The sequence below is a fragment of the Stenotrophomonas sp. YJH_SMC_21 genome, assembly GCF_059369555.1.
Genome location: NZ_JCAFSU010000006.1, coordinates 187,040 through 207,890, shown reverse-complemented (window position 1 = coordinate 207,890; position 20,851 = coordinate 187,040). Strand labels below are relative to the sequence as shown.

General features: G+C 66.8%; 18 protein-coding genes and 1 pseudogene. 8 read left to right on the top strand and 11 right to left on the bottom strand.

Going from position 1 to position 20,851, the window contains the following annotated elements; all coding sequences use genetic code 11:
• The first annotated feature begins 264 nt into the window (after positions 1-264).
• Positions 265-1,164, top strand: coding sequence for a LysR family transcriptional regulator (locus AC5P67_RS11230; protein WP_329754933.1), 900 nt, complete (start codon positions 265-267; stop codon positions 1,162-1,164).
• Between the two features lie 47 nt (positions 1,165-1,211).
• Here AC5P67_RS11230 and AC5P67_RS11225 read toward each other — a convergent pair whose 3' ends face one another.
• The 4 genes from AC5P67_RS11225 to AC5P67_RS11210 form a co-directional block, all read right to left on the bottom strand.
• Positions 1,212-2,195: an aldo/keto reductase gene (locus AC5P67_RS11225; RefSeq protein WP_329754932.1), complete on the bottom strand. Its 984-nt coding sequence runs from the start codon at positions 2,193-2,195 to the stop codon at positions 1,212-1,214.
• A gap of 123 nt (positions 2,196-2,318) precedes the next feature.
• The gene (locus AC5P67_RS11220; RefSeq protein WP_495214695.1) at positions 2,319-3,263 is read right to left on the bottom strand and encodes an IS481-like element ISStma1 family transposase; all 945 of its coding nucleotides are present in this window, start codon (positions 3,261-3,263) and stop codon (positions 2,319-2,321) included.
• Between the two features lie 168 nt (positions 3,264-3,431).
• Positions 3,432-4,574 carry a PilT/PilU family type 4a pilus ATPase gene (locus AC5P67_RS11215; RefSeq protein ID WP_005408369.1) on the bottom strand — a complete coding sequence of 381 codons (1,143 nt, stop codon included), beginning with the start codon at positions 4,572-4,574 and terminating at the stop codon, positions 3,432-3,434.
• A gap of 100 nt (positions 4,575-4,674) precedes the next feature.
• On the bottom strand, positions 4,675-5,712 hold the full coding sequence (locus AC5P67_RS11210; protein WP_004147099.1) for a type IV pilus twitching motility protein PilT: 1,038 nt from the start codon (positions 5,710-5,712) through the stop codon (positions 4,675-4,677).
• Between the two features lie 87 nt (positions 5,713-5,799).
• Between AC5P67_RS11210 and AC5P67_RS11205 the strand changes: the two genes are divergently transcribed.
• Positions 5,800-6,477, top strand: a complete 678-nt coding sequence (locus tag AC5P67_RS11205; RefSeq protein ID WP_049397192.1) for a YggS family pyridoxal phosphate-dependent enzyme — start codon at positions 5,800-5,802, stop codon at positions 6,475-6,477.
• Positions 6,478-6,495: 18 nt separating this feature from the next.
• On the top strand, positions 6,496-7,317 hold the full coding sequence (gene proC, locus AC5P67_RS11200) for a pyrroline-5-carboxylate reductase (RefSeq protein ID WP_005408367.1): 822 nt from the start codon (positions 6,496-6,498) through the stop codon (positions 7,315-7,317).
• 176 nt (positions 7,318-7,493) lie between these two features.
• On the opposite strand, the gene AC5P67_RS11195 is transcribed toward proC, so the two are convergent.
• A complete protein-coding gene (locus AC5P67_RS11195; RefSeq protein WP_012479333.1) occupies positions 7,494-8,369 on the bottom strand; it encodes a LysR family transcriptional regulator in 876 nt (291 codons plus the stop codon).
• A gap of 71 nt (positions 8,370-8,440) precedes the next feature.
• Between AC5P67_RS11195 and AC5P67_RS11190 the strand changes: the two are divergent.
• Positions 8,441-9,070 (top strand): annotated as a pseudogene (locus tag AC5P67_RS11190) (short chain dehydrogenase); the annotation flags it as partial.
• 72 nt (positions 9,071-9,142) lie between these two features.
• On the opposite strand, the gene soxR reads toward AC5P67_RS11190, so the two are convergent.
• A complete protein-coding gene (soxR, locus tag AC5P67_RS11185) occupies positions 9,143-9,577 on the bottom strand; it encodes a redox-sensitive transcriptional activator SoxR (RefSeq protein ID WP_012479331.1) in 435 nt (144 codons plus the stop codon).
• Between the two features lie 29 nt (positions 9,578-9,606).
• Between soxR and AC5P67_RS11180 the strand changes: the two genes are divergently transcribed.
• Complete coding sequence (locus AC5P67_RS11180) at positions 9,607-11,028, top strand: MFS transporter (protein ID WP_495214694.1); 1,422 nt, start codon at positions 9,607-9,609, stop codon at positions 11,026-11,028.
• Positions 11,029-11,115: 87 nt separating this feature from the next.
• On the opposite strand, the gene AC5P67_RS11175 is transcribed toward AC5P67_RS11180, so the two are convergent.
• Together AC5P67_RS11175 and AC5P67_RS11170 are read right to left on the bottom strand one after the other, a co-directional pair.
• Positions 11,116-13,137 carry an esterase/lipase family protein gene (locus tag AC5P67_RS11175; protein ID WP_495214693.1) on the bottom strand — a complete coding sequence of 674 codons (2,022 nt, stop codon included), beginning with the start codon at positions 13,135-13,137 and terminating at the stop codon, positions 11,116-11,118.
• On the bottom strand, positions 13,137-14,111 hold the full coding sequence (locus AC5P67_RS11170; RefSeq protein ID WP_111193429.1) for an Lnb N-terminal periplasmic domain-containing protein: 975 nt from the start codon (positions 14,109-14,111) through the stop codon (positions 13,137-13,139). Before AC5P67_RS11170 ends, AC5P67_RS11175 begins: the two co-directional genes overlap by 1 nt.
• A 171-nt stretch (positions 14,112-14,282) precedes the next feature.
• Between AC5P67_RS11170 and AC5P67_RS11165 the strand changes: the two genes are divergently transcribed.
• Positions 14,283-14,687, top strand: a complete 405-nt coding sequence (locus AC5P67_RS11165) for a GFA family protein (protein ID WP_033834825.1) — start codon at positions 14,283-14,285, stop codon at positions 14,685-14,687.
• Positions 14,688-14,966: 279 nt separating this feature from the next.
• Here AC5P67_RS11165 and AC5P67_RS11160 read toward each other — a convergent pair whose 3' ends face one another.
• Positions 14,967-16,481 carry an MFS transporter gene (locus AC5P67_RS11160; RefSeq protein WP_495214692.1) on the bottom strand — a complete coding sequence of 505 codons (1,515 nt, stop codon included), beginning with the start codon at positions 16,479-16,481 and terminating at the stop codon, positions 14,967-14,969.
• Between the two features lie 107 nt (positions 16,482-16,588).
• On the opposite strand from AC5P67_RS11160, the gene AC5P67_RS11155 reads away from it, so the two are divergent.
• Entirely contained in the window at positions 16,589-17,524 is a 936-nt protein-coding gene (locus AC5P67_RS11155; RefSeq protein ID WP_495214691.1) for a LysR family transcriptional regulator, read from the top strand.
• 40 nt (positions 17,525-17,564) lie between these two features.
• Here the strand turns inward: AC5P67_RS11155 and AC5P67_RS11150 are convergent, their stop codons facing one another.
• Positions 17,565-18,428, bottom strand: a complete 864-nt coding sequence (locus AC5P67_RS11150) for a DMT family transporter (protein WP_123958270.1) — start codon at positions 18,426-18,428, stop codon at positions 17,565-17,567.
• Between the two features lie 133 nt (positions 18,429-18,561).
• On the opposite strand from AC5P67_RS11150, the gene AC5P67_RS11145 reads away from it, so the two are divergent.
• Entirely contained in the window at positions 18,562-19,941 is a 1,380-nt protein-coding gene (locus tag AC5P67_RS11145) for an aminotransferase-like domain-containing protein (protein WP_062606611.1), read from the top strand.
• Here AC5P67_RS11145 and AC5P67_RS11140 read toward each other — a convergent pair.
• Positions 19,880-20,824, bottom strand: coding sequence for a LysR substrate-binding domain-containing protein (locus AC5P67_RS11140; RefSeq protein ID WP_057501909.1), 945 nt, complete (start codon positions 20,822-20,824; stop codon positions 19,880-19,882). The genes AC5P67_RS11145 and AC5P67_RS11140 overlap by 62 nt on opposite strands.
• Between the last annotated feature and the right edge of the window lie 27 nt (positions 20,825-20,851).

The window sequence follows — 20,851 nt, the reverse complement described above, 5'->3', positions numbered from 1 at the left end:
GTGCGCGACGCTGAAAACGGGCTGGTCCCTGCCTAAGGCCAGCCAGGGCGCAAGACCAAAGGCTGCCGGCCAGCGGCCGGCACTACCGTGCCCGTCTCATGGAGGGGCCAAGTCCCTCCATCAACACAGTTGCTACATGGAGGTATTTACGGCGTCCCCCTCAACCGGACCCACCCCGCCATCCCACGGAATGCACGCATCTGACGTTGACGTTGCCTTGGCTTGAAGCAGGTGCCGGGCGCGGCCCGGCCGTATCATCCCGTCATGCCCCGCGAAAACCTCAACGACCTGCAGGCCTTCGTGCACGTTGCCCGCGAGGGGAGCTTCACCAAGGCCGCCGCCCAGCTGGGCGTGTCCCAGTCCGCGCTCAGCCATGCCATGCGCGGCCTGGAACAGCGCCTGGGCGTGCGCCTGCTGACCCGCACCACCCGCAGCGTGTCCACCACCGAAGCCGGTGCCCGCCTGCTCGACACCCTGGGCCCGCGCCTGGCCGAGATCGAGGACGGACTGGCCGCGCTGGCCGAATACCGTGAACGCCCGGCCGGCACCATCCGCATCAATGCCACCGGCCATGCCGCCGAGTACATCGCGTGGCCACGGCTGGCGCCGCTGCTGCAGCAGTATCCGGACCTCAAGGTGGAACTGACCGCCGACTACGGGCTGGCCGACATCGTGGCTGAGCGCTACGACATCGGCATCCGCCTCGGCGAACGCCTGGCGCGCGACATGGTCGCCGTGCCGATCAGCCCGCCGCTGCGCATGCGCGTGGTCGGTGCACCCAGCTACTTCCGCCAGCGCGTAGTGCCACGCCATCCGGACGAGCTGGCAGACCACAACTGCGTGACCCTGCGCCTGCCCACGCATGGCGGGCTGATGCCGTGGGATTTCGGCCAGGACGGCAACGAACTGAGCGTGCGCGTGAGCGGCCAGTGGACCTTCAACACCATGGGCATGACCCACGCCGCTGCGCTGGCCGGCAGCGGACTGGCCTGGCTGCCGGAAGACCAGGTGCAGCCGATGCTGAACGATGGCCGCCTGCAGTCGGTACTGGACGACTGGTGCCCGCACTTCGATGGCTACTACGCGTACTACCCGTCGCGCCGCCACGTCACCGTGGCGATGCGCACGGTGCTGGACGCGCTGCGCGGGCCGATGGCTGGATGAGGTGTGCGGACCAACGGTCCGCACCCACCTCGGTCCGCACCCGGTGATCAGCCCTTGGCCTGGGCCGCACGCTGGGCGTTGTAGCGCTCACCGACGATCGACACTTCATCCAGCGCCTGCGCGATGCGCTGCAGTTCCTCCGGCGCCAGCTGCAGGTCAGCCGCGCCCAGGTTCTCTTCCAGGCGGTGGATCTTGGTGGTGCCCGGAATCGGCACGATCCACGGCGCCTGCGCCAGCAGCCAGGCCAGCGCCACCTGCGCCGGGGTCGCGCCACGTGCGGCAGCAATCGTGCTGATGCGATCCACCAGTGCCTGGTTGGCGCGGCGCGCCTCCACTTCGAAACGCGGCACGGTATTGCGGAAATCGTTGGCGTCGAAGGTGGTGTCGGCGTTGATCGCGCCGGTCAGGAAGCCACGGCCGAGCGGACTGAACGGCACGAAGCCGATGCCCAGTTCCTGCAGGGCCGGCAGCAGTTCGCGCTCCGGTTCACGCCACCACAGCGAATACTCGCTCTGCACGGCAGCCACCGGCTGCACCGCGTGCGCACGGCGCACGGTGGTGGCGCTGGCCTCGGACAGGCCGAAGTGGGCGACCTTGCCCTCGGCGATCAGGTCGCGCACGGTGCCGGCCACATCCTCGATGGGCACGTTCGGATCGACACGGTGCTGGTAGAACAGGTCGATATGGTCGGTGCGCAAACGCTTGAGGCTGGCTTCGGCCACCGCGCGGATGTTCTCCGGGCGGCTGTCCAGGCCGGTATCGGTGCGCGCGTCCTTGAAACCGAACTTGGTGGCGATCACCAGTTTGTCGCGGTAAGGCGCCAGGGCCTCGCCGAGCAGGTCTTCATTGGTGTACGGGCCGTACACTTCGGCGGTGTCGAAGAAGGTCACGCCGCGTTCAACGGCAGCGTGCAGCAGGGCGATGCCCTGGCTGCGCTCGACCGGCTGGCCATAGGCATGGGTCAGGCCCATGCAGCCCAGGCCCAGGGCGGAAACCTTCAGGCCGCTGCGGCCGAGTTCACGTGTCTGCATCGTGGTGCTCCAGAGGGGGAACGCTGACGATACGCCTGCAGGGGCTGCCGATTGAATGGGCAGCGTTGCAGTTGGTCATGACTGGAATTCATCAATCGCCAACGCGCCCGGTAGAGTCGACTGTTAGTTGTGTAAACCCACCACGTTGTTCAGCAGGACTCTGGAAATAGGTGGCTGGCCACCGATCCCCATGTGGGGGCGGTGCCAGTTGTAGTGGTGCAGCCATTGGGTCAGCACGGAATTGCGCTGGTCCGAGGAGGCGTATTCGCGGGCGTAGGCCCATTCGCGCAGGCTGGTTTGGATGAAGCGCTCGGCTTTGCCATTGGTCAGCGGCGTGTAGGGCTTGGTTCTGATGTGCTTGATACCAAGGGATTTGAGCAGCTTGGCAAAGGCGGTGGAGCGATAGCAGGCACCGTTGTCGGTCAGGATCCGCTTGAAGGTGATTCCCAGGCTGGCGTAGTACTGCAGAGCGCCCAGCAGCGCCTGGCAGGCGGTTTCGGCCTGTTCGTTGGGGTGGACGCTGCTGAAGGCGACCCGGGAGTGATCGTCGATGGCCACGTGGACGTAGCCCCAGCCACCGCCAGCGGCGTTTCCCCGACGTTTGGCATCGGTTCTGTGCCCTGGCCGCTGGAAGTTGCCCAGCTTCTTGATGTCCAGGTGCAGCAGCCCTCCGGGCTGATCGTATTCGTATCGGATGACCTCCTTGGGCGGTTCAAGCCGACACAGCCGATTGAGGCCGTGGGCACGCATCAGCCTTGAAATCGTACTGTGGCCGACCCCCAGCGCCTTGGAGATGGTCAGGTAGGTCTGCCGTTTACGGCGGTGCTCCTTGATTTGCTCGATTACCGGAGCAGGTGTGGCATGCGGCGTCTGGTGAGGCCGTGAGCTGCGGTTTTCCAGCCCCGGTGCCCCGAACTGGCGGAATCGGGCCAGCCATTTGTAGGCCGTACGCACACTTACGCCGCATGCTTGGGCTGCTTCCTCTGGGCGCAGGCCCTCGTGGAGGATGCGGCGAATAAGAAGTGCTCGACTATGGACGGTCAAAAGGGCATTTTTATGGTGGTTCATCCGGGCTCTTTGGGGTCTGGAGAGGTGTGGTAACCACCATTTTCCAAAGATGTCCCGGATGAACAACGTACAGAGAGATCACAGTTAGTCGACTGCTCTTTCACCGGCCGGGAAAATCCCACGCTGCGCGCGAGCGTCGACTGACAGTCGACTCTACAGATCTGCAGGTCACCGGATCTCGGAGATCTCCACGCCATCCAGGCCCTGTGACAGCGTGCGTGCGTCGCCGCCCTGGCTGAGCTTGATGCGCAGGCGCACTTCGTTCTGCGAATCGGCGTAACGCAGCGCGTCCTCGTAGCTGATCTCGCCGGCCTGGTACAGCTCGAACAGGCTCTGGTCGAAGGTCTTCATGCCCAGCTGGACCGAGTCCTTCATCACTTCCTTCAGCTTGTGGATCTCGCCGTCGCGGATGTAGTCCTGCACCAGCGGCGTGCCCAGCAGGATCTCCATCGCCACCTTGCGCGAGCGGCCATCGGGCGACGGCACCAGCTGCTGCGCGACCACGCCCTTGAGATTCAGCGACAGGTCCATCAGCAGCTGGTTGCGGCGGTCTTCCGGGAAGAAATTGACGATGCGGTCCATCGCCTGGTTGGCGTTGTTGGCATGCAGGGTACACAGCACCAGGTGGCCGGTTTCGGCGAACGCGATGGCGTGGTCCATGCCTTCGCGGGTACGCACCTCGCCAATCATGATCACGTCCGGCGCCTGGCGCAGGGTGTTCTTCAGCGCGGCTTCCCAGCTGTCGGTATCGATGCCGACTTCGCGCTGGGTGATGATGCAGCCCTCGTGCTTGTGCACGAATTCGATCGGATCTTCGATGGTGATGATGTGGCCGGTCGAGTTCTGGTTGCGGTAACCGATCATCGCCGCCAGCGAGGTCGATTTACCGGTACCGGTGGCACCGACGAACAGGATGATGCCGCGCTTGGTCATCGCCAGCGTCTTGATGATCGGCGGCAGGCTCAGTTCTTCCACCGTCGGAATGCGCGTCTCGATGCGACGCAGCACCATGCCGACCTGGTTGCGCTGGTAGAAGCAGCTGACGCGGAAGCGGCCGACACCGGACAGGCCGATGGCGAAGTTGCATTCGTGGGTCTTCTCGAATTCCTCGCGCTGTGCCGGGGTCATCACGTTGAGGACCAGGTCGCGGCTCTGCTGCGGCGTGAGCGGGGTCTGCGTGATCGGCGAGATCTTGCCGTTGACCTTCATCGCCGGCGGCATACCCGCAGTGATGAACAGGTCCGAGGCGCGCTGGTGCGCCATCAGCTTGAGGAACGAAGTGAAATCGATGGTGGTCGCGGTGGTGTTCACGGCAGGCTCCCGGAAAGCGGTTTACCAGGTAACGGTCGGTGGAGGAAACAACACGGGAACAGCAGCGCACTGGCGCACGCTGCCCCGTTACTGCCCCGCCTTACTCGAACAGGCGCTTGTCCTTGGCGTACTCACGGGCCTGGTTTCGGGTGATCAGGCTGCGCTTGACCAGGTCCTGCAGGTGCTGGTCCAGGGTCATCATGCCGTACTGCTGGCCAGTCTGGATGGCCGAGTACATCTGCGCCACCTTGTCCTCGCGGATCAGGTTGCGGATGGCCGGGGTGCCGACCATGATTTCCCACGCTGCGGTACGACCGCCGCCAACCTTCTTCAGCAGCGCCTGCGAAATGACCGCACGCAACGACTCGGACAACATCGAGCGCACCATCGGCTTTTCGCCGGCCGGGAACACGTCGATGATGCGGTCGATGGTCTTGGCCGCCGAACTGGTATGCAGGGTGCCGAACACCAGGTGGCCGGTTTCCGCTGCGGTCAGTGCCAGGCGGATGGTTTCCAGGTCACGAAGTTCGCCCACCAGAATGATGTCCGGGTCCTCACGCAGCGCCGAGCGCAGTGCTTCATTGAAGCCATGCGTGTCGCGGTGCACTTCGCGCTGGTTGATCAGGCACTTCTGCGAGGTATGCACGAATTCGATCGGATCCTCGACGGTGAGGATGTGGCCGTACTCGTTCTTGTTGATGTAGTCGATCATCGCCGCCAGCGTGGTCGACTTGCCCGAACCGGTCGGGCCGGTTACCAGGATCAGGCCCTGCGGCTGCTGGATCACTTCGCGGAACAGCGGCGGGCAGGCCAGGTCCTCGAGGGTGAGCACCTCGGACGGAATAGTACGGAACACCGCACCGGCACCGCGGTTCTGGTTGAACGCGTTCACTCGGAAGCGCGCCAGCGATGGAATCTCGAAGGAGAAGTCCACTTCGAGGAATTCCTCGTAATCGCGGCGCTGCTTGTCGGACATGATGTCGTACACCAGCGCATGGACCTGCTTGTGGTCCAGGGCTGGGATGTTGATCCGGCGAACGTCGCCGTCGACGCGGATCATCGGCGGCAGGCCTGCGGACAGGTGCAGGTCGGACGCTTTGTTCTTTACGGAAAACGCCAGCAGTTCGGCGATATCCATGAGCGGCTACTCCCCAATAACGGCTTCGACTGGAAGGATCTTTCCCCGGGCGGCAGTATAGCCTCCTGATTCAACGGAACGCGTTACGTGGCCACTTCCCTGCCCCAGATCCTGAGCAACCTGCATGCCGCCGCCGAGGCCGCTGGCAGGCCCGACCCACGCCTGCTGGCGGTGTCCAAGACCCAGCCGGCCGAGGCCGTGGCCGCGCTGGCCGCGCAGGGCCAGCACGCCTTCGGCGAGAACTACGTGCAGGAGGCACTGGCCAAGATGCAGGCGCTGCAGCACCTGGCGCTGGAATGGCACCTGATCGGCCACCTGCAGTCGAACAAGGCCGAGGCCGTGGCCAGCCATTTCGACTGGGTGCAGAGCGTGGACCGCCCCAAGCTGGTGACCGCGCTGGCACGCCATCGCCCGGCCGCGCGAGGCCCGCTGAACGTGCTGATCCAGGTCAACATCGACGACGAATCCAGCAAGCATGGCTGTGCACCGGAAGAAGTGGATGCACTGGCCGCAGCGATTGCCGCCGAACCCACCCTGCGCCTGCGCGGACTGATGGCGATTCCCGCGCCATGGCCCGAAGCCGAGCGGCGTCGGGATGCATTCGTGCGCATGCGCACACTTTTCCAGTCGCTGGCTGCCCAGCACGCGCAGATCGACACGCTGTCGATGGGCATGAGCAGCGACTACGCCGAAGCCATCGCCGAGGGCGCCACCTTGGTGCGCATCGGCACCGCCCTGTTCGGCGCGCGCCCGCGCCCGGCCTGATTTTTCAAGGAGACTTCCATGGCAGCTGATTCCATCACCTTCATCGGCGGCGGCAACATGGCGCGCAGCCTGATCGCCGGCCTGATCCGCCAGGGCGTGCCGGCCGCGCACATCCACGTCGCCGAACCGGTGGCCGAACTGCGCCAAGCGCTGGCCGCCGACTTCGGCGTGCAGGTGCATGACAACGCGAGCGATGCCGCCGCGCAGGGTGGCACCTGGCTGCTGGCGGTGAAGCCGCAGGTGCTGCGCGAGGTCTGCCAGTCTCTGCAGGCGCTGGCACAGGCGAGCCGACCGCTGGTGGTGTCGATTGCCGCCGGCATCACCAGTGCGCAGCTGCAGCGTTGGCTGGGGGGCGACCTGGCAGTGGTGCGCGCGATGCCGAACACCCCTGCCCTGCTCGGCGCAGGTGTGACCGGCCTGTTCGCCACACCGTCGGTGGACACGCAGCAGCACGCGCGGGCCGAGCAGGTGCTGGCCAGTGCCGGGCGCACGGTGTGGATCGACAGCGAGGGGCTGATGGATTCAGTGACTGCCGTTTCCGGCAGCGGCCCGGCCTATGTGTTCCTGCTGGCCGAAGCGATGGAAGCGGCGGGTATTGCCCAGGGCCTGCCGGCCGACGCCGCGCGCACGCTGGTGGTGCAGACTCTGCTGGGCGCCTCGCGCATGCTGGATGAGGCTGGTGAAAGCCCGGCGGAACTGCGCCGCCGCGTGACCTCGCCCAACGGCACCACCCAGGCCGCGATCGAGAGCTTCCAGGCCGGTGGCTTCGAGGCTCTGGTGGATACGGCACTGCGCGCCGCGCAGGTGCGTGGGCAGGAACTGTCTGCGGCGAATGATTGATCCCGATGTGTGCCGACCAACGGTCGGCACCTACCATCATTCACGCATGGCGTGGATCTATTGATACCTGTCGCCGCTGGAATGCACGGTGCTCTGCTGTCTGCGGTGAATGATTGCCCCCGATGTGTGCCGACCAACGGTCGGCACCCACCATCATCCACGCATGGCGTGGATGCTCATTGCCCCAACGTCGTCATGACGAAATCGACGAAGCACTGCAACCGCGGGCGCGGTCTGCGGTCGGGCAGGTAGATCAGGTGCATCGGCCGCGGTTCGGGCAGGTAGTCGCGCAGCAGCGGCTTCAACCGCCCGGCTGCAATCTCCCCGGCCAGCAGTGCGGTCGGCTGCAGCACCAGCCCGGCTCCGGCCACCGCGGCTTCGCGCAGTGCAACACCATCATTGCAGGTCAGGCGCGCTTCCCAGTCCACCTGTTCACCGTTGGCCAGCTGCCAGCCGTGGCCACCGCGCCAGGCCAGATGGCTCAGGCAGTCATGCCCTTCCAGATCGGCGGGCGTACGCGGCGTGCCGCGCCGGCGCAGGTAGGAAGGCGCCGCGCACAGGCTCATCGCATACGGTGGCAGCGGCCGCGCCACCACCTCCTGCGACGGCAGCGGCCCGACCCGGATCGCCACGTCGAAGCCGTCCTCGATCAGATCCACACGGCGGTTGCTCAGATCCAGTTCAACGTTCAGCTGCGGCTGCGCGCGCAGCAGGCCGGCCAGTTGTGGCGCCAGCACGCAGCTGCCCCAGGTGGTGGGTGCGCTGACCCGCAGCAGCCCGCGCGGTTGCACCTGCAGGCCGGCCACGTCGGCCTCGGCCTGCTGCACCTGCTCCAGCACCTGCCGGCACCCGGCCAGGTAGGCGCTGCCGGCTTCGGTCAGGCGCTGGCGGCGGGTGTTCCGTTGCAGCAACGCGGTGCCCAGGTGCGCCTCCAGCTGCTGGATGTACTTGCCGACCATCACCGCCGAGACCTGCAACTGTTCAGCGGCCCCTGCAAAGCTGCCGCACTCGGCTACCGCGACGAAAGCCTGCATGCAGCGAAGGGTATCCATTGCTAATCCGGAGTTAGGAATCTGCAAAGCATACGCCGCTTACCTAACCCCGCTGTGACGGCGCAGACTGCGTTCACTCCCTCACGCAAGGAACGGCCATGAAGATCCTCCTCGTTGGTGCCAGCGGCACCCTCGGCCAGGCAGTCGCCCGCCAGCTCGGCCAACAGCATCAGATTCTCGCCGCCGGCCGCAGCAGCGGCGAACTGCGGGTGGACCTGACCGACGACGCCAGCGTCGCCGAACTGTTCTCGCGTACCGGCCCGGTTGATGCGGTGATTTCCACCGCCGGCAAGCTGCACTTCGGTCCGCTGCAGGACATGACGCCGGCGCAGTTCAACCTCGGCCTGCAGGACAAGCTGCTGGGCCAGGTGCGGCTGGCACTGGCGGCGCAGCACCATCTCAACGCCGGCGGCTCGATCACCCTGACCAGCGGCATCGTCAGTGCACAGCCGATCCGCGATGGCGTCAACGCCACCTCGGTGAATGCCGCGTTGGAAGGCTTCGTGCGTGCCGCCGCGTTGGAACTGCTACCGCGTGGCCTGCGCATCAACGTGGTCAGCCCGAACGTACTGATCGAATCGATGGCAGCCTACGGCCCCTACTTCCCGGGCTTTGAAGCGGTGAGCGCGCAGCGCGCGGCGCTGGCCTTCCAGCGTGCAGTGGAAGGCATCCAGAGCGGCGAGACGATCACGGTCTGGTAAGAAAAAAGGCACGGAGGGGATCAAGTCGACAATGCACAAACGACATAATCCCCTCCGTCCCCTTTTCGCGGTTCACTCCCAGCGCATCGGGCCGTCGCCGCGTTCGCCAAGCACATCCCCCGGGTTGGCCAGGCGGCAGCGCTGCAGCGACAGGCAGCCGCAGCCGATGCAGCCGGTGAGCTCATCGCGCAGCAGTTGCAGCATGTGGATGCGCTCCTCCAGCTCGGTGCGCCAGCGCGCGGACAGCCTGGCCCAGTCGGCCTTGGTCGGGGCGCGGCCCTCGGGCAGGCTTTCGAAGGCACGGCCGACCGCTTCCAACGGCATGCCCACGCGCTGCGCGACGCGGATCACCGCCAGCCGGCGCAGCACGTCGCGGCTGTAGCGGCGCTGGTTACCCGAAGTGCGCAGGCTGCTGATCAACCCCTTGCGCTCGTAGAAGTGCAGCGCCGAAACCGCCACGCCACTGCGCTGGGAGACTTCGCCAACGCTCAGTTCCTGGGACACCATTGCTTGACCTCAACTGCAGTTGAGGTGTCATGCTGCTATCTTCGCCGTCGGTTGACAAGCGCGGCCCGCATCTGACCCGTATGACCCCGACCCTCTATCCCGCCGCCGCCCATCTGCCGGCTGACACCTCGATCCTGTCCGCACGCTATCGCACCACCACCCTCGGCATGGTCGCGCTGGTCGCGCTGCACGCCTTCGAGGCATTGGCCGTTGCGGCCGCGATGCCCACCGTGGCCGAGGCGCTGGATGGCCTGCGCCTGTACGCACTGGCCTTCGGCGGTACCCTGGCCACCAGCGTGATCGGCATGACCCTGGCCGGGCGCTGGGCCGATCACCATGGTCCGGCACGGCCGCTCTGGTACGGATTGGCCTGCTTCGTGCTGGGCCTGTTGCTGGCCGGCTTCGCGATGCGCATGGGCATGCTGGTGGCGGGACGCCTGCTGCAGGGCCTGGGTGCGGGTGCGATCTCGGTCTCGCTGTACGTGATGGTCGGCCGCAGCTACCCGGAGCACCTGCGGCCGAAGGTGTTCGCCGCCTTCTCGGCCGGCTGGGTGGTGCCTTCGATGGTCGGCCCGGCGTTGAGCGGCCTGATCGTGCAGCACCTGGGCTGGCGCTGGGTGTTCCTGGCGGTGCCATTGCTGGCGGTTCCGGCAGGCCTGCTGCTGCGCCCCGCGCTGGCACGCATGCAGCCCAGTCCCCCCAGCACCGCCGACGATGGACGCGGCAAGGTGGTGCGCTGGGCCAGCGGCGCCTCGCTGGCCGCGTTGCTGCTGTACTTCGGCGGTCAGCAACCGGGCCTGCCTGCCCTGCTCTGCATCGGTGTGGCGGTGCTGGCGCTGCTGTTCTGCGTACATCGACTGCTTCCGCCCGGAACACTGATCCTGCGCCGTGGCCTGCCCAGCGTAATCGCGCTGCGTGGCATCGCGGCAGCTGCCTTCTTCGCCTGCGAGGCCTACCTGCCACTGCTGCTGCAGCGCGAACGTGGCCTTTCGCCCAGCTGGGCCGGTGCCGTACTCAGTCTCGGTGCGCTGGGCTGGTTCGCCGGCTCGTGGCTGCAGGGCCACCAGCAGCGTGGCTGGTCACGCCAGCAGCTGCTGCGCGCCGGCACGATGATGATGACGGTCGGCATCGCCGCCACGCTGGCCGTGCTGTTCAACGTAGTGCCACTGCCGGTGTCGCTGCTCGGCTGGGCCGTGACCGGCTTCGGCATGGGCATGATCTACGCCAGCCTGTCGGTGTTGACGCTGTCGTTGTCGGCGCCGCGGGAGCAGGGTGCCAACACCTCGGCACTGCAGCTGAGCGAGGCCCTGTCGGTGACCACCGCGCTGGCGGTCTCCGGCGCATTGTTCGCATTGTTCGTGGAAAGCACCCCGCACACCGGCTACCTGCTGTGCCTGGCCATCACCTTCGGCTTTGCGCTGTTGGCCACGGTGATCGCGCGACGGGTGTAGCGCCGCCGCATTACGGTAGTGCCGGCCGCTGGCCGGCAGCTCCCATGTATGGAGGGATTCTCCGGGATTGCCGGCCAGGGACCGGCATTACCGCGTACCGGCCCCCACATCATCGATGTCCCGATGCAGGATGCGCCGCACTTCCAGCACCGCCTGCGGGGTCTCCTGCACGCTGTGGCCGGAAATGATCACCTTCTCCGACAACGCACCCGGCAGGTGCGCACTCCAGTACGGCACCAGCCCGTCATCGGATTTGTCCACCGGCAGTTCCGGTTTGCGTTGGGCCATGATCGAGTGGTACTTCAGGCCCGCTTCGATCGGCAGCTGTGCGGCGGCCTTCACGAACGGATCGCTGGCCTTGAGGTTGTCGATGCTGTTCGGGATCTTCGGCTTGGCCGTGCCATCGACCTGCTGTTCGGCCTGCGCCAGTGCCAGGAACACATCCTCGAACTTGCCGAGGATGGTCAGCGGCAGGCGTACCAGGCGACCGATCAGGCGCCCGACCTTGTTGCCGGCAATGTCGGTGCCCTGGTGCGGCGCGGCGATGAAGATCGCGCGTTCCACGTTCGGCTGCGCCTTGAAATGCAGCAGCGGCCCCAGCTTGTTCTGCACCCGCTTCAGGCGCTCGCCCTTCAGGTCGTAGTTGGCCAGCAGGTCATTCCACAGTACGTCGCCCGAGTCACTGACCAGCAGGCGCGCCAGCACGCCGCCCATGCTGTGGCCGATGTAGACCATGTCCTTCGATGCACGCGTGCTGCCGTTGGGATCGAAGTGCTTCAGCGTGTCGTTGAATGCATTGGCGATCTCGTAGCGGTTCAACGCGATCGGCGCATTGGTCGGGTAGTAGACCTGCCACACCTGGAACTGCTGGCGCAGCTCGGGGTCGCCCATGATCTCGTTGGCCAGGTTCACCCAGGCTTCCGGGCTGCTGGCCAGGCCGTGCAGCATGAAGATGATGCGACGATTCGGGTCCCACGGCTGCATCAGGTAGATGTGCGGTTCGCCGATGCCCTCGCTCATGCCGAACAGGGTGCGCAGCGATTGCCGGGCGAAACCGCTCTGCGCCAGCCACAGGCCATAGGCGGCGGTGAAGTTGCCGGCCAGCGGCACCTGCTCGCCATGCAGGGTGATGCGCTCGGTGGCTTCGGGCGAATAAGCGTCCAGCTCGACCCGGCGCGTGCGCATCACATCGTCCAGGTTGCTGCCCTCGAAGCGCAGCAGTGCGGTGACGTTGATCGAAGACATCTCGCTGAACTCGGGCACCGAATCGTCATGGCGATGACGGCGGCCACGGCGTGCGTCGTCCTCATCCTCCTGCGGCGCCTCGGCCTTGGGGCCCTCGGGTGCGATCACCGGTGCAACCAGCTTCGGCGGGTCCATCACCATCACCAGCTCGGCACCGAAGCCATCGCGGCGATAGGTACTGCGCAGGCCGACGAAGCTGACCGTGCCGGCCGGCACCAGCTGCGCGGGAATGCTCTTCAGGTTCAGCTGCTGGTAGTTGGAGGCCAGCGACCAGCTGCCGACCTTGAGCGGCTTCGTGTAGTCCTCGCCGGCCAGCGCAGCGGCGCGTACGCGCACGAACAGCACCACTGCCGCCTTCTCGGCCGCGTAGTTGTAATAGTCGCGCACCTGCGTCTGGCGGTCCTCGAAGGCACGGTCGGACGGTGAGCGGCCGCTGTAGAACAGGTAGGCATAGGCATAGCGCGCCGCTTCCAGCCAGGCATCCAATGCAGCATCGCTCATCGGCGGATCGCCGGCAGCCGTCTTCTTCGGCGTCATCGCCAGCGCGGCCTTCACCCACAGTTCGGACAGCGCCGACAACCGCTGCTCGACATTGAGGTCGTCGGTCATCAGCAGCGTGCTGCGGCAGACCAGGAAGTCCTTTTCGCACTGCGACTCGTCCAGGCCTGCCGCGCTGAGCGTCTCGCGCGCGGCCGGGCTGAGCTTGCCCGTGTTGAGCACGTCGGCACGCTTGTTGACCAGCGAATCGCTGGACTTGACCTGCTTGACGGTAACCATCGCGCAACCGCTGCTACCCAGCAGCAGGAAGGCAGCGAACAACACCGGCAGCAGGCGCTGCCAGCGGCGTGGGAGGAATCGGGTCATTACTGCGGGTCCTGCTCGGTGCCGGGCACGCCCTGGCGGATTACGGTGGAGAAATGGTCGCCGCTGCCCAGGTCCAGCGCACGCTGGGTGATGCGGCCCTTGTCATGCAGCTCGGCGTACGGCACGCCTGGAGCGAGCGCGCCGACCTCCTGCGCGTACTCGGCCAGGTAACCGGACAGCAGCAGGCGGTAATCCAGCGGCAGGCGCGGTGCGATGTGCCGGGCCAGGTCGAAGACGATGGTGGTGCAGTTGCTGGTCAGCGTGTTGTAGAAGCCGGGCTTGGCATCCAGTTCGCGTGCCTGCGCGATGTACGCTGCGAACAGTTCCTTCAGCTGTGCGCGGTTCATGCCATGCAGCCGGTACAGGTAGACATCCTCGCCGCGCGCGTTGGTGCGGGTGCGGATGATGTCGGTCTCCTCCGAAGCTACCAGGGTCATCTCGAACTTGCGGAAGAAGCCACCCAGCGCCGAGAACGATTCACCGCGCTCCTTGCGGATCTCCAGCGAGAACACCACGTGGCGACCGTCCTCGAAACCAAACGAGATCAGGGTGTGGGCGATGGCCGGGCCCATCCAGTACGACAGCACCAGATCGGCCGAGCGCAACTGGTCCAGGTCGTACTCGCGGCGCACCCAACGGGCGTCGTAGTCGGTTTCGCTGCGCCAGGTGAAATCACGCACGTTGTCCAGCACGACGTGGCGGCCATCGAAAGACACCACGTGCAGGCGCTGGGCCACGTCATCGGCCCACAGGCGGTCCTGGCGCGGGGTCAGCAGCAGCCACCACAGGCCGGCCAGCGCCAGCGATGCCCCGAACGCCAGGCCCAGGCGGCGCGAGGCACGGCCACGCGCGACCCGCCACGACACCCACAGCGCTACCAGCAGCCACAGCCCGGCGACGCCGGTAGCGAGCCAGCCCGGCCCCGGCAACTGATAGGCCAGCAGCCCGGTCACCCACAGCGCCAGCAGCGCCATGGCACTTCCTGTCATCCATCGTCCTGCGGCTTTCACTGGCATCCTGTCGCGGTCCTGAAGCCGCATAGTTAGCCACAAGCGGGTTCACCGTGGCATCTACGGCCCGTTCAGGCACACCGGCGCACCGTCTGCGGCGGCCCCCGCGGCCAGACGGATCACACAGGAGCAATGATGGGCATCACTTCCGTGGCCGGCGTTCCGGTCCAACCCCAGCACCGCGCAACCTGCCACTGCGGCACCGTCGAGCTGCTGCTGGACCTGCCGGACGGCATCGTCGATCCCCGCCGCTGCGACTGCTCGATGTGCCGGCGCCGGGGCGCCATCGCCGCCAGCGTCCCCCGCCAGGGCCTGCAGGTGCTGCGCGGGCAGAACCACCTGCAGATGTACCAGTTCAACACCCATGTGGCCGAGCACTACTTCTGTGGCGTGTGCGGCATCTACACCCATCACCGGCGCCGCTCCAACCCCGACCAGTACGGCTACAACGTGGCCTGCCTGGAGGGCATCGACCCGTTCGCGTTGGGGGTGATCCCGGTCAGCGATGGGGTCAACCACCCATCAGACCGCACCGGCTAGTGGCGCGTGCGCCGCGGCGGCGTGGCCACCTTCTGCCAGGGCGCCATGCCGCTGCGCCCGGCCCGCGCCGGGCGTTTCAGCCAGGGCCGGCGCGGCGGTGCCGGTGGCGCATCCGCGGCCGGGGGAGGAAGCGGTCGACGGCCAGGCCAGAGATGATCGAGCAGCCACATGGCAGGTCTCCGTGGGGGACGGGGACGACCAAGCCTAGGCCCGGGTGGGCATAGGCAGCGTGAGCGGGACACGACAACGGGATGACGACGAAGGCGGGCGATGAGCCTGCTACGCAGTACGCCCGACCAGCGCGTCTTTACGTTTCCGCAGCAACAGGTGCAACAACGCAGCACATGCGGCGGTCAGCAGCGCCAGTACACGCAGCAGTGTTGCCAGCGCCTCACTACTGGCATGCTGCAGCTGCATGCGGCTCATCGCCGGTAGCAGTGCCTGCGCCTGTTCCCGCGCCCCCGTGGCCAGATAGGCACCGGCACGCGCCAGCGATGCCGGCGACGCGCCCTGCAGCTGATGGCCGATCAGCAGCGCAAGCAAGGCAGTGACTGCGGCCAATGCGATGCCCTCACCGGCTACACGCACGGTCCCGAAGATGCCGGCGGCCATGCCCGCACGCTGTACCGGGACCACGCTCACTGACAGCCCATCCATCAGCCCCCATGGCAAGGCCGTCCCTGCACCGACCATCAGCCACGGCACCCACTGCGAAGGCGACGGCTGCGATGCATGGCGCGACAGCAGGTACAGGCCAGAGGCACAGACCAGCAGTCCCAGCGTGCACAGCCGCGCACTTCCCACGCGCTCCGCCCAGCGCGCAGCCAGCATCGGCAGCACCAGCATCGGCGCGGACAGGGCCAGCATCTGCAGCCCCACCAGGGTCGCGCTCTGTCCGTGCACTCCCAGCAGCTGCAGAGGCAATACCACCAGCAGCACCACGTAGCCGAAGCAGGTTGCGACCGGCAGCAGCTGGACACCGAGGAACGCCGGTTGCGAGAACAACGAGAGGTCCAGCAGGGGTGAGCGGTGCAGTCGTTCGATGCAGATGAACGCTGCGCCCAGCAGCAGCGTCGCCAACAGCGCCAGTTGCACGCGCACGGTATGCAGGCCGAACTCGCCCAGCCACAGCAGGGCCAGGGTCAACGCTGCCAGCATCAGGCTGAAGCCCAGCATGCCGCCGACATCCAGCCGCCCGCGTTCACCGTGGCTTTCGGGCAACACACGCGCGCCCAGTACGAAGGCGGCGAATGTCAGCACGCCGCCGACGGCGAACACACTGCGCCATCCCAATGCCTGCAGCAGCAGACCCGCAAGCAGCGGCCCCAGCGCCAACCCCGCACCGAATGTGGCGCCCAGCAGGGCGAACACACGGCCACGCATCGGCCCCTGCCAGGCATGCGCGAGCGCAGCCGTGCCGGACGCCAACGCCGCTGCGGCGGCAACGCCCTGCAACCCACGCGCCAGATCCAGCGAGGGTAGCGTGGGAGCAAGGCAGACGGCGATCGTGGCAATGGTGAAGCCTGCTGTGCCCAGCAGGAACAACCGCCGCCGGCCATAGCGGTCGGCCAGGCCACCGGCAGCGAGCAGCAGGCTGCCGAAGGTGAGCATGAAGGCGTTGGTCACCCAGGCCAGCACGCTCGGCGACGACGCAACGGAACGGGCCAGCGCGGGCACCGCGACGGCACCGGCCGAGAAGGACAACGGCAGCGCCAGTGCGGCCAGGCAGACGGCAAGCAGGGTCCAGCGCTGCTGCGTCTGGACAGGTATAGGGAGCATCGAAACCGGGGCCATGCGGGCCTCCAACCATCAGGGGCATTGATGATGGACAGGCCGCTATCCCTGAAAAACAGGCTCGATGGACGTTGATTGCGTCCCACTGTTCCGTAATCATGCCCCGCATGGACTCCATTTCTGCCCTGCTCGCCTTCGTCCGCACCGCGGAGGCTGGCAGCATCGTCGGCGCTGCGCGTGTACTTGGCCTGTCCGCGTCGGCGGTCGGCAAGCGCATCGCCCGTCTTGAACAGGAGCTCGGCACCCGCCTGTTCCAACGCACCACCCGCCGCGTGCATCTCACCGACGAAGGCGAACTGCTGCTGCAGCGCTGTCGGCGTGCACTGGACGAGCTTTCCGAAGCACAGGCGGACCTGGCGCAGCGACAGCATGCCCCCAGCGGGCTGCTGCGCATCGGCCTGCCCACCATCGGGTACCGCTTCCTGCTGCCGGTGCTGCCCGGCTTCCAGCAACGCTATCCGCAGGTGCAGCTGGAACTGGACTTCAACGACCGCATCGTCGATGTGGTCAGCGAAGGCCTGGACGCGGTGATACGCAGTGGTGAACTGGCCGATTCCAGCTTGACCGCACGGCGACTGGGCGGCTTTCGTTTCATCCTCTGTGCGGCGCCGGGCTATCTGCAGGTGCATGGAACGCCCGGCGATGTGGGCGACCTGCGCCTGCATACCGCGCTGCGCTTTCGTTACCCCACCACGGGGAAGCTGCATCCCTGGCAGCTGCCGGGCATCGAAGGCGATGCCGGAGCGCGCCTTCCCACGGCGATGACCTGCAACAACATGGAGGCCGTGCTGGCCGCTGCGATCGGTTGCATGGGCCTGGCCTGGATGCCTGACTTCCTCGCTGCTGACGCGCTGGCCGATGGCCGCCTGCAACGGGTACTGCCTGCGCTGCCCACGCACCAGGGGCAGTTCTCGCTGCTATGGCCCGGTGGGCGCCATCCCAGTGCACGCCTGCGGGTGTTCATCGACTATGCCGTTGCGCATCTTTTCCGGGGCGCCCCGGAAAAGGGGACGGAGGGGATTAAGTCGTTTCAGGCACAGTAGGACCGATTACGACTTAATCCCCTCCGTCCCCTTTTTTCGTTCAGCGACTGAAGCGGCGCGCGCCGGCCACGCAGATCACCGCGACCACGGTCACCAGCACCATGCTGAGGCTGACCGATTCGTGCAGCAGCAGCGCGGCCAGGGCCAGGCCGAAGAACGGTTGCAGCAACTGCAACTGGCCGACGGCGGCGATGCCGCCCTGCGCCAGCCCGCGGTACCAGAACAGGAAGCCGATCAGCATGCTGAACACTGCCACATAGCCCAGCGCCCACCACGCCGAGGCACCGACCGCAGTGAACGAGGCCGGGCGCATCAGCACCGTCAGCGGCAGCATCACCGGCAAGGCCAGCAGCAACGCCCAACTGATCACCTGCCAACCGCCGAGATGACGGGCCAGCCGACCACCTTCGGCATAGCCCAGCCCGCACACCACGATCGCCGCCAGCATCAGCAGATCGGCCTGCAACGATGCCTCGATGCCGTTGCGCACCGCATAGCCGACCACGCAGGCACTGCCAAGCAGCGAGAACAACCAGAAGGCTGGGCGCGGTCGATCGCCACCGCGCAGCACGCCGAATACCGCAGTGCTCAGCGGCAACAGACCGAGGAACACGATGGTGTGCGCCGACGATGCGTGACGCAGCGCGAGTGCGGTCAACAGCGGAAAGCCGACCACCACCCCGAGGCTGACCACTATCAGCCCGGGCAGGTCACTGCGCCGCGGCCACGGCTGGCGCAGCAGAAGGAGCAGGCCGAGGCCGAGCACGGCGGCAATGGTGGCGCGTGCAGCGGTGACGAATCCGGCGTCCAGCTGCAGCACCGCCAAGCGGGTGGCCGGCAGGGAGCCGGCGAAGATCACCACACCGATGAAGCCATTGATCCAACCACTCGCCGACCGTTCCACGCCTGTACTCCTGAAGGTGCCGGACGATGCCCGGCTGGACCTGCATGGAAGCATCCGGCGCGGGAAGACCCCAGCTACAATCCAGTACAGTCGCAAGTAACTGTACTGCCCACACTTCCACTACGGTTCCACCATGCCGCGCCCGCTTACCCGCATCGAATCGGTCATCCAGACCGTCCGCACCCGCATCAGTGCACGGGTGGATGGCCCCGGCTCACGCCTGCCTTCGGTTCGTGCGCAGGCGGCGACGATGGGAGTTTCAGTCTCCACCGTGGTCGAGGCCTACGAGCGCCTGGCGGCCGAAGGCCTGATCAGTGCGCGCGCAGGCTCGGGCTTCTACGTCAGTGGCCCGGCCGCACCGCTGGCGCTGGCCGAACTGGAGCCGCGGCTGGATCGCGCGGTGGATCCGCTGTGGGTATCACGGCAATCGCTGGAAACGCCCGCGGGCGACCTCAAGCCAGGGTGCGGCTGGATGCCCAGTGACTGGCTGTATCACGATGGCGTGCGCCGCGGCCTGCGCCGGCTGGCGCGTGCCGATGCCATGCAACTGGTGGACTACGCCGCCCCGCTCGGGCTGCCCGCGTTGCGCCAGCTGCTGCAAAGGCGCAGCGCCACGCTTGGCATCGATGCACCGGTGGAGCAGATCCTGTTGACCGAATCCGGTACGCACGCGGTCGATCTGCTCTGCCGTTTCCTGCTCAAGCCCGGCGACTGCGTGCTGGTCGATGACCCGAGCTACTTCAACTACCACGCGCTGCTCAAGGCGCACCAGGTGCAGGCCATCGGCGTGCCGTACACGCACAGCGGCCCGGACCTGGAGGCGTTCGCGCAGGCCCTGCAGGCACATTCGCCGCGGCTGTACATCACCAATTCCGGATTGCACAACCCGACCGGCGCGGTGCTTTCCGCGAGCACCGCACACCGCCTGCTGGGCCTGGCCGAACGCAGCGAACTGATCATCATCGAGGATGACATCTTCGCCGACTTCGAACTGCAGCCGGCACCGCGGCTGGCCGCGCTCGATGGACTGTCACGGGTGATCCACGTCGGCAGTTTCTCCAAGACGCTGTCGGCAGCCTCGCGCTGCGGCTACATCGCTGCGCGCCACGATTGGATAGAGGCATTGACCGACCTGAAGCTGGCGACCAGCTTCGGCGGTGGCCATCTGGCCGCGCAGTTGATGCACATCGCGCTGACCGACAGCGGTTACCGCCGCCACATGCAGTCGATACGTTCGCGCCTGGCCGATGCACGCCGGCACACACTGCGGAAGCTGCAGATGCTGGGCATCACGCCGTGGCTGCAGCCGGAAGCCGGCCTGTTCCTGTGGTGCCAGCTGCCCGATGGCCGCGACGCCGCCACACTGGCGCGGCAATGCCTGCGCGAAGGCATCGTGCTGGCGCCGGGCAACGCGTTCAGTCAGTCGCAGCGCGCGGCCGACTATGTACGTTTCAACGTTTCGCAGTGCCAGGACCCGAGGATCTGGCAGGTGCTGGCGCGCGCGCTGCGTTGAGCTGGTAATGCGCGACCAGCGCATCCACCACCACGCGCACGCCCGGCAACTGGCCGCGGCGATGCGGCAGCAACACGCTGGTGGTGACTTCGCCGGCATGCCATGCCGGCAGCACCTGCTGCAGGCGGCCGGCGGCGATGGCCGCAGCACACAGGCTGTGTGGCAGCACGGTGATGCCAAGACCCGCTTCTGCCGCCGCGATCAGCAGCTGCGATTCATTGCCGACCAGCGCCACCTGCGGCTCCACCTGCACGGTGTGGGCATCGGCGCCGTGCAGCGTCCAGCGCGTTGCATGGCGCGCGGTCAGCAGGCCGGCATGCGCGCGTAGCTGTTCGGGCGTGTCCACTGCCGGCGCGGCTGCCAGATAACCAGGGGACGCCACCAGCACGATGCGTTCGCTACCGAGCATGCGCTGCACCAACCCGGAATCCGGCAGCGGACCGAAGTGGCTGCGCAGGGCGATGTCGATGCCTTCCTGCGCCAGGTCGATGAAACGATCACTCACTTCAACTTCGATACGCAGCCGTGGATAGCGGCGGGCCAACGCGGGCAGGCACGCGGCGAGCTCGCCCTGCACCACCGGAATCGAAGCGCTGATCCGCACGGTGCCGCTGGGTTCGGCCTGGCGGTCGCGGACAATGGCCTCGGCGGCCTCGACCTCGGACAACGCTGCGCGTGCGCGCTCGAAGAACTCCTGACCGACCTCGGTCAATGCGAAGCGGCGCGAACTGCGCTGCAGCAGCCGCACCTGGAGCTGTTCTTCCAGCAGCGCCACGCGCTTGCTCAGGGTCGAGCGCGGCAGGCCCAGATGGCGCCCGCCTGCAGCGAACCCGCCCTGCTCCACCGCGGTCACGAACAGGGCCAGATCGTTGAGGTTGAGCATGCGCAACGTCCACAGATGTGGACTTCA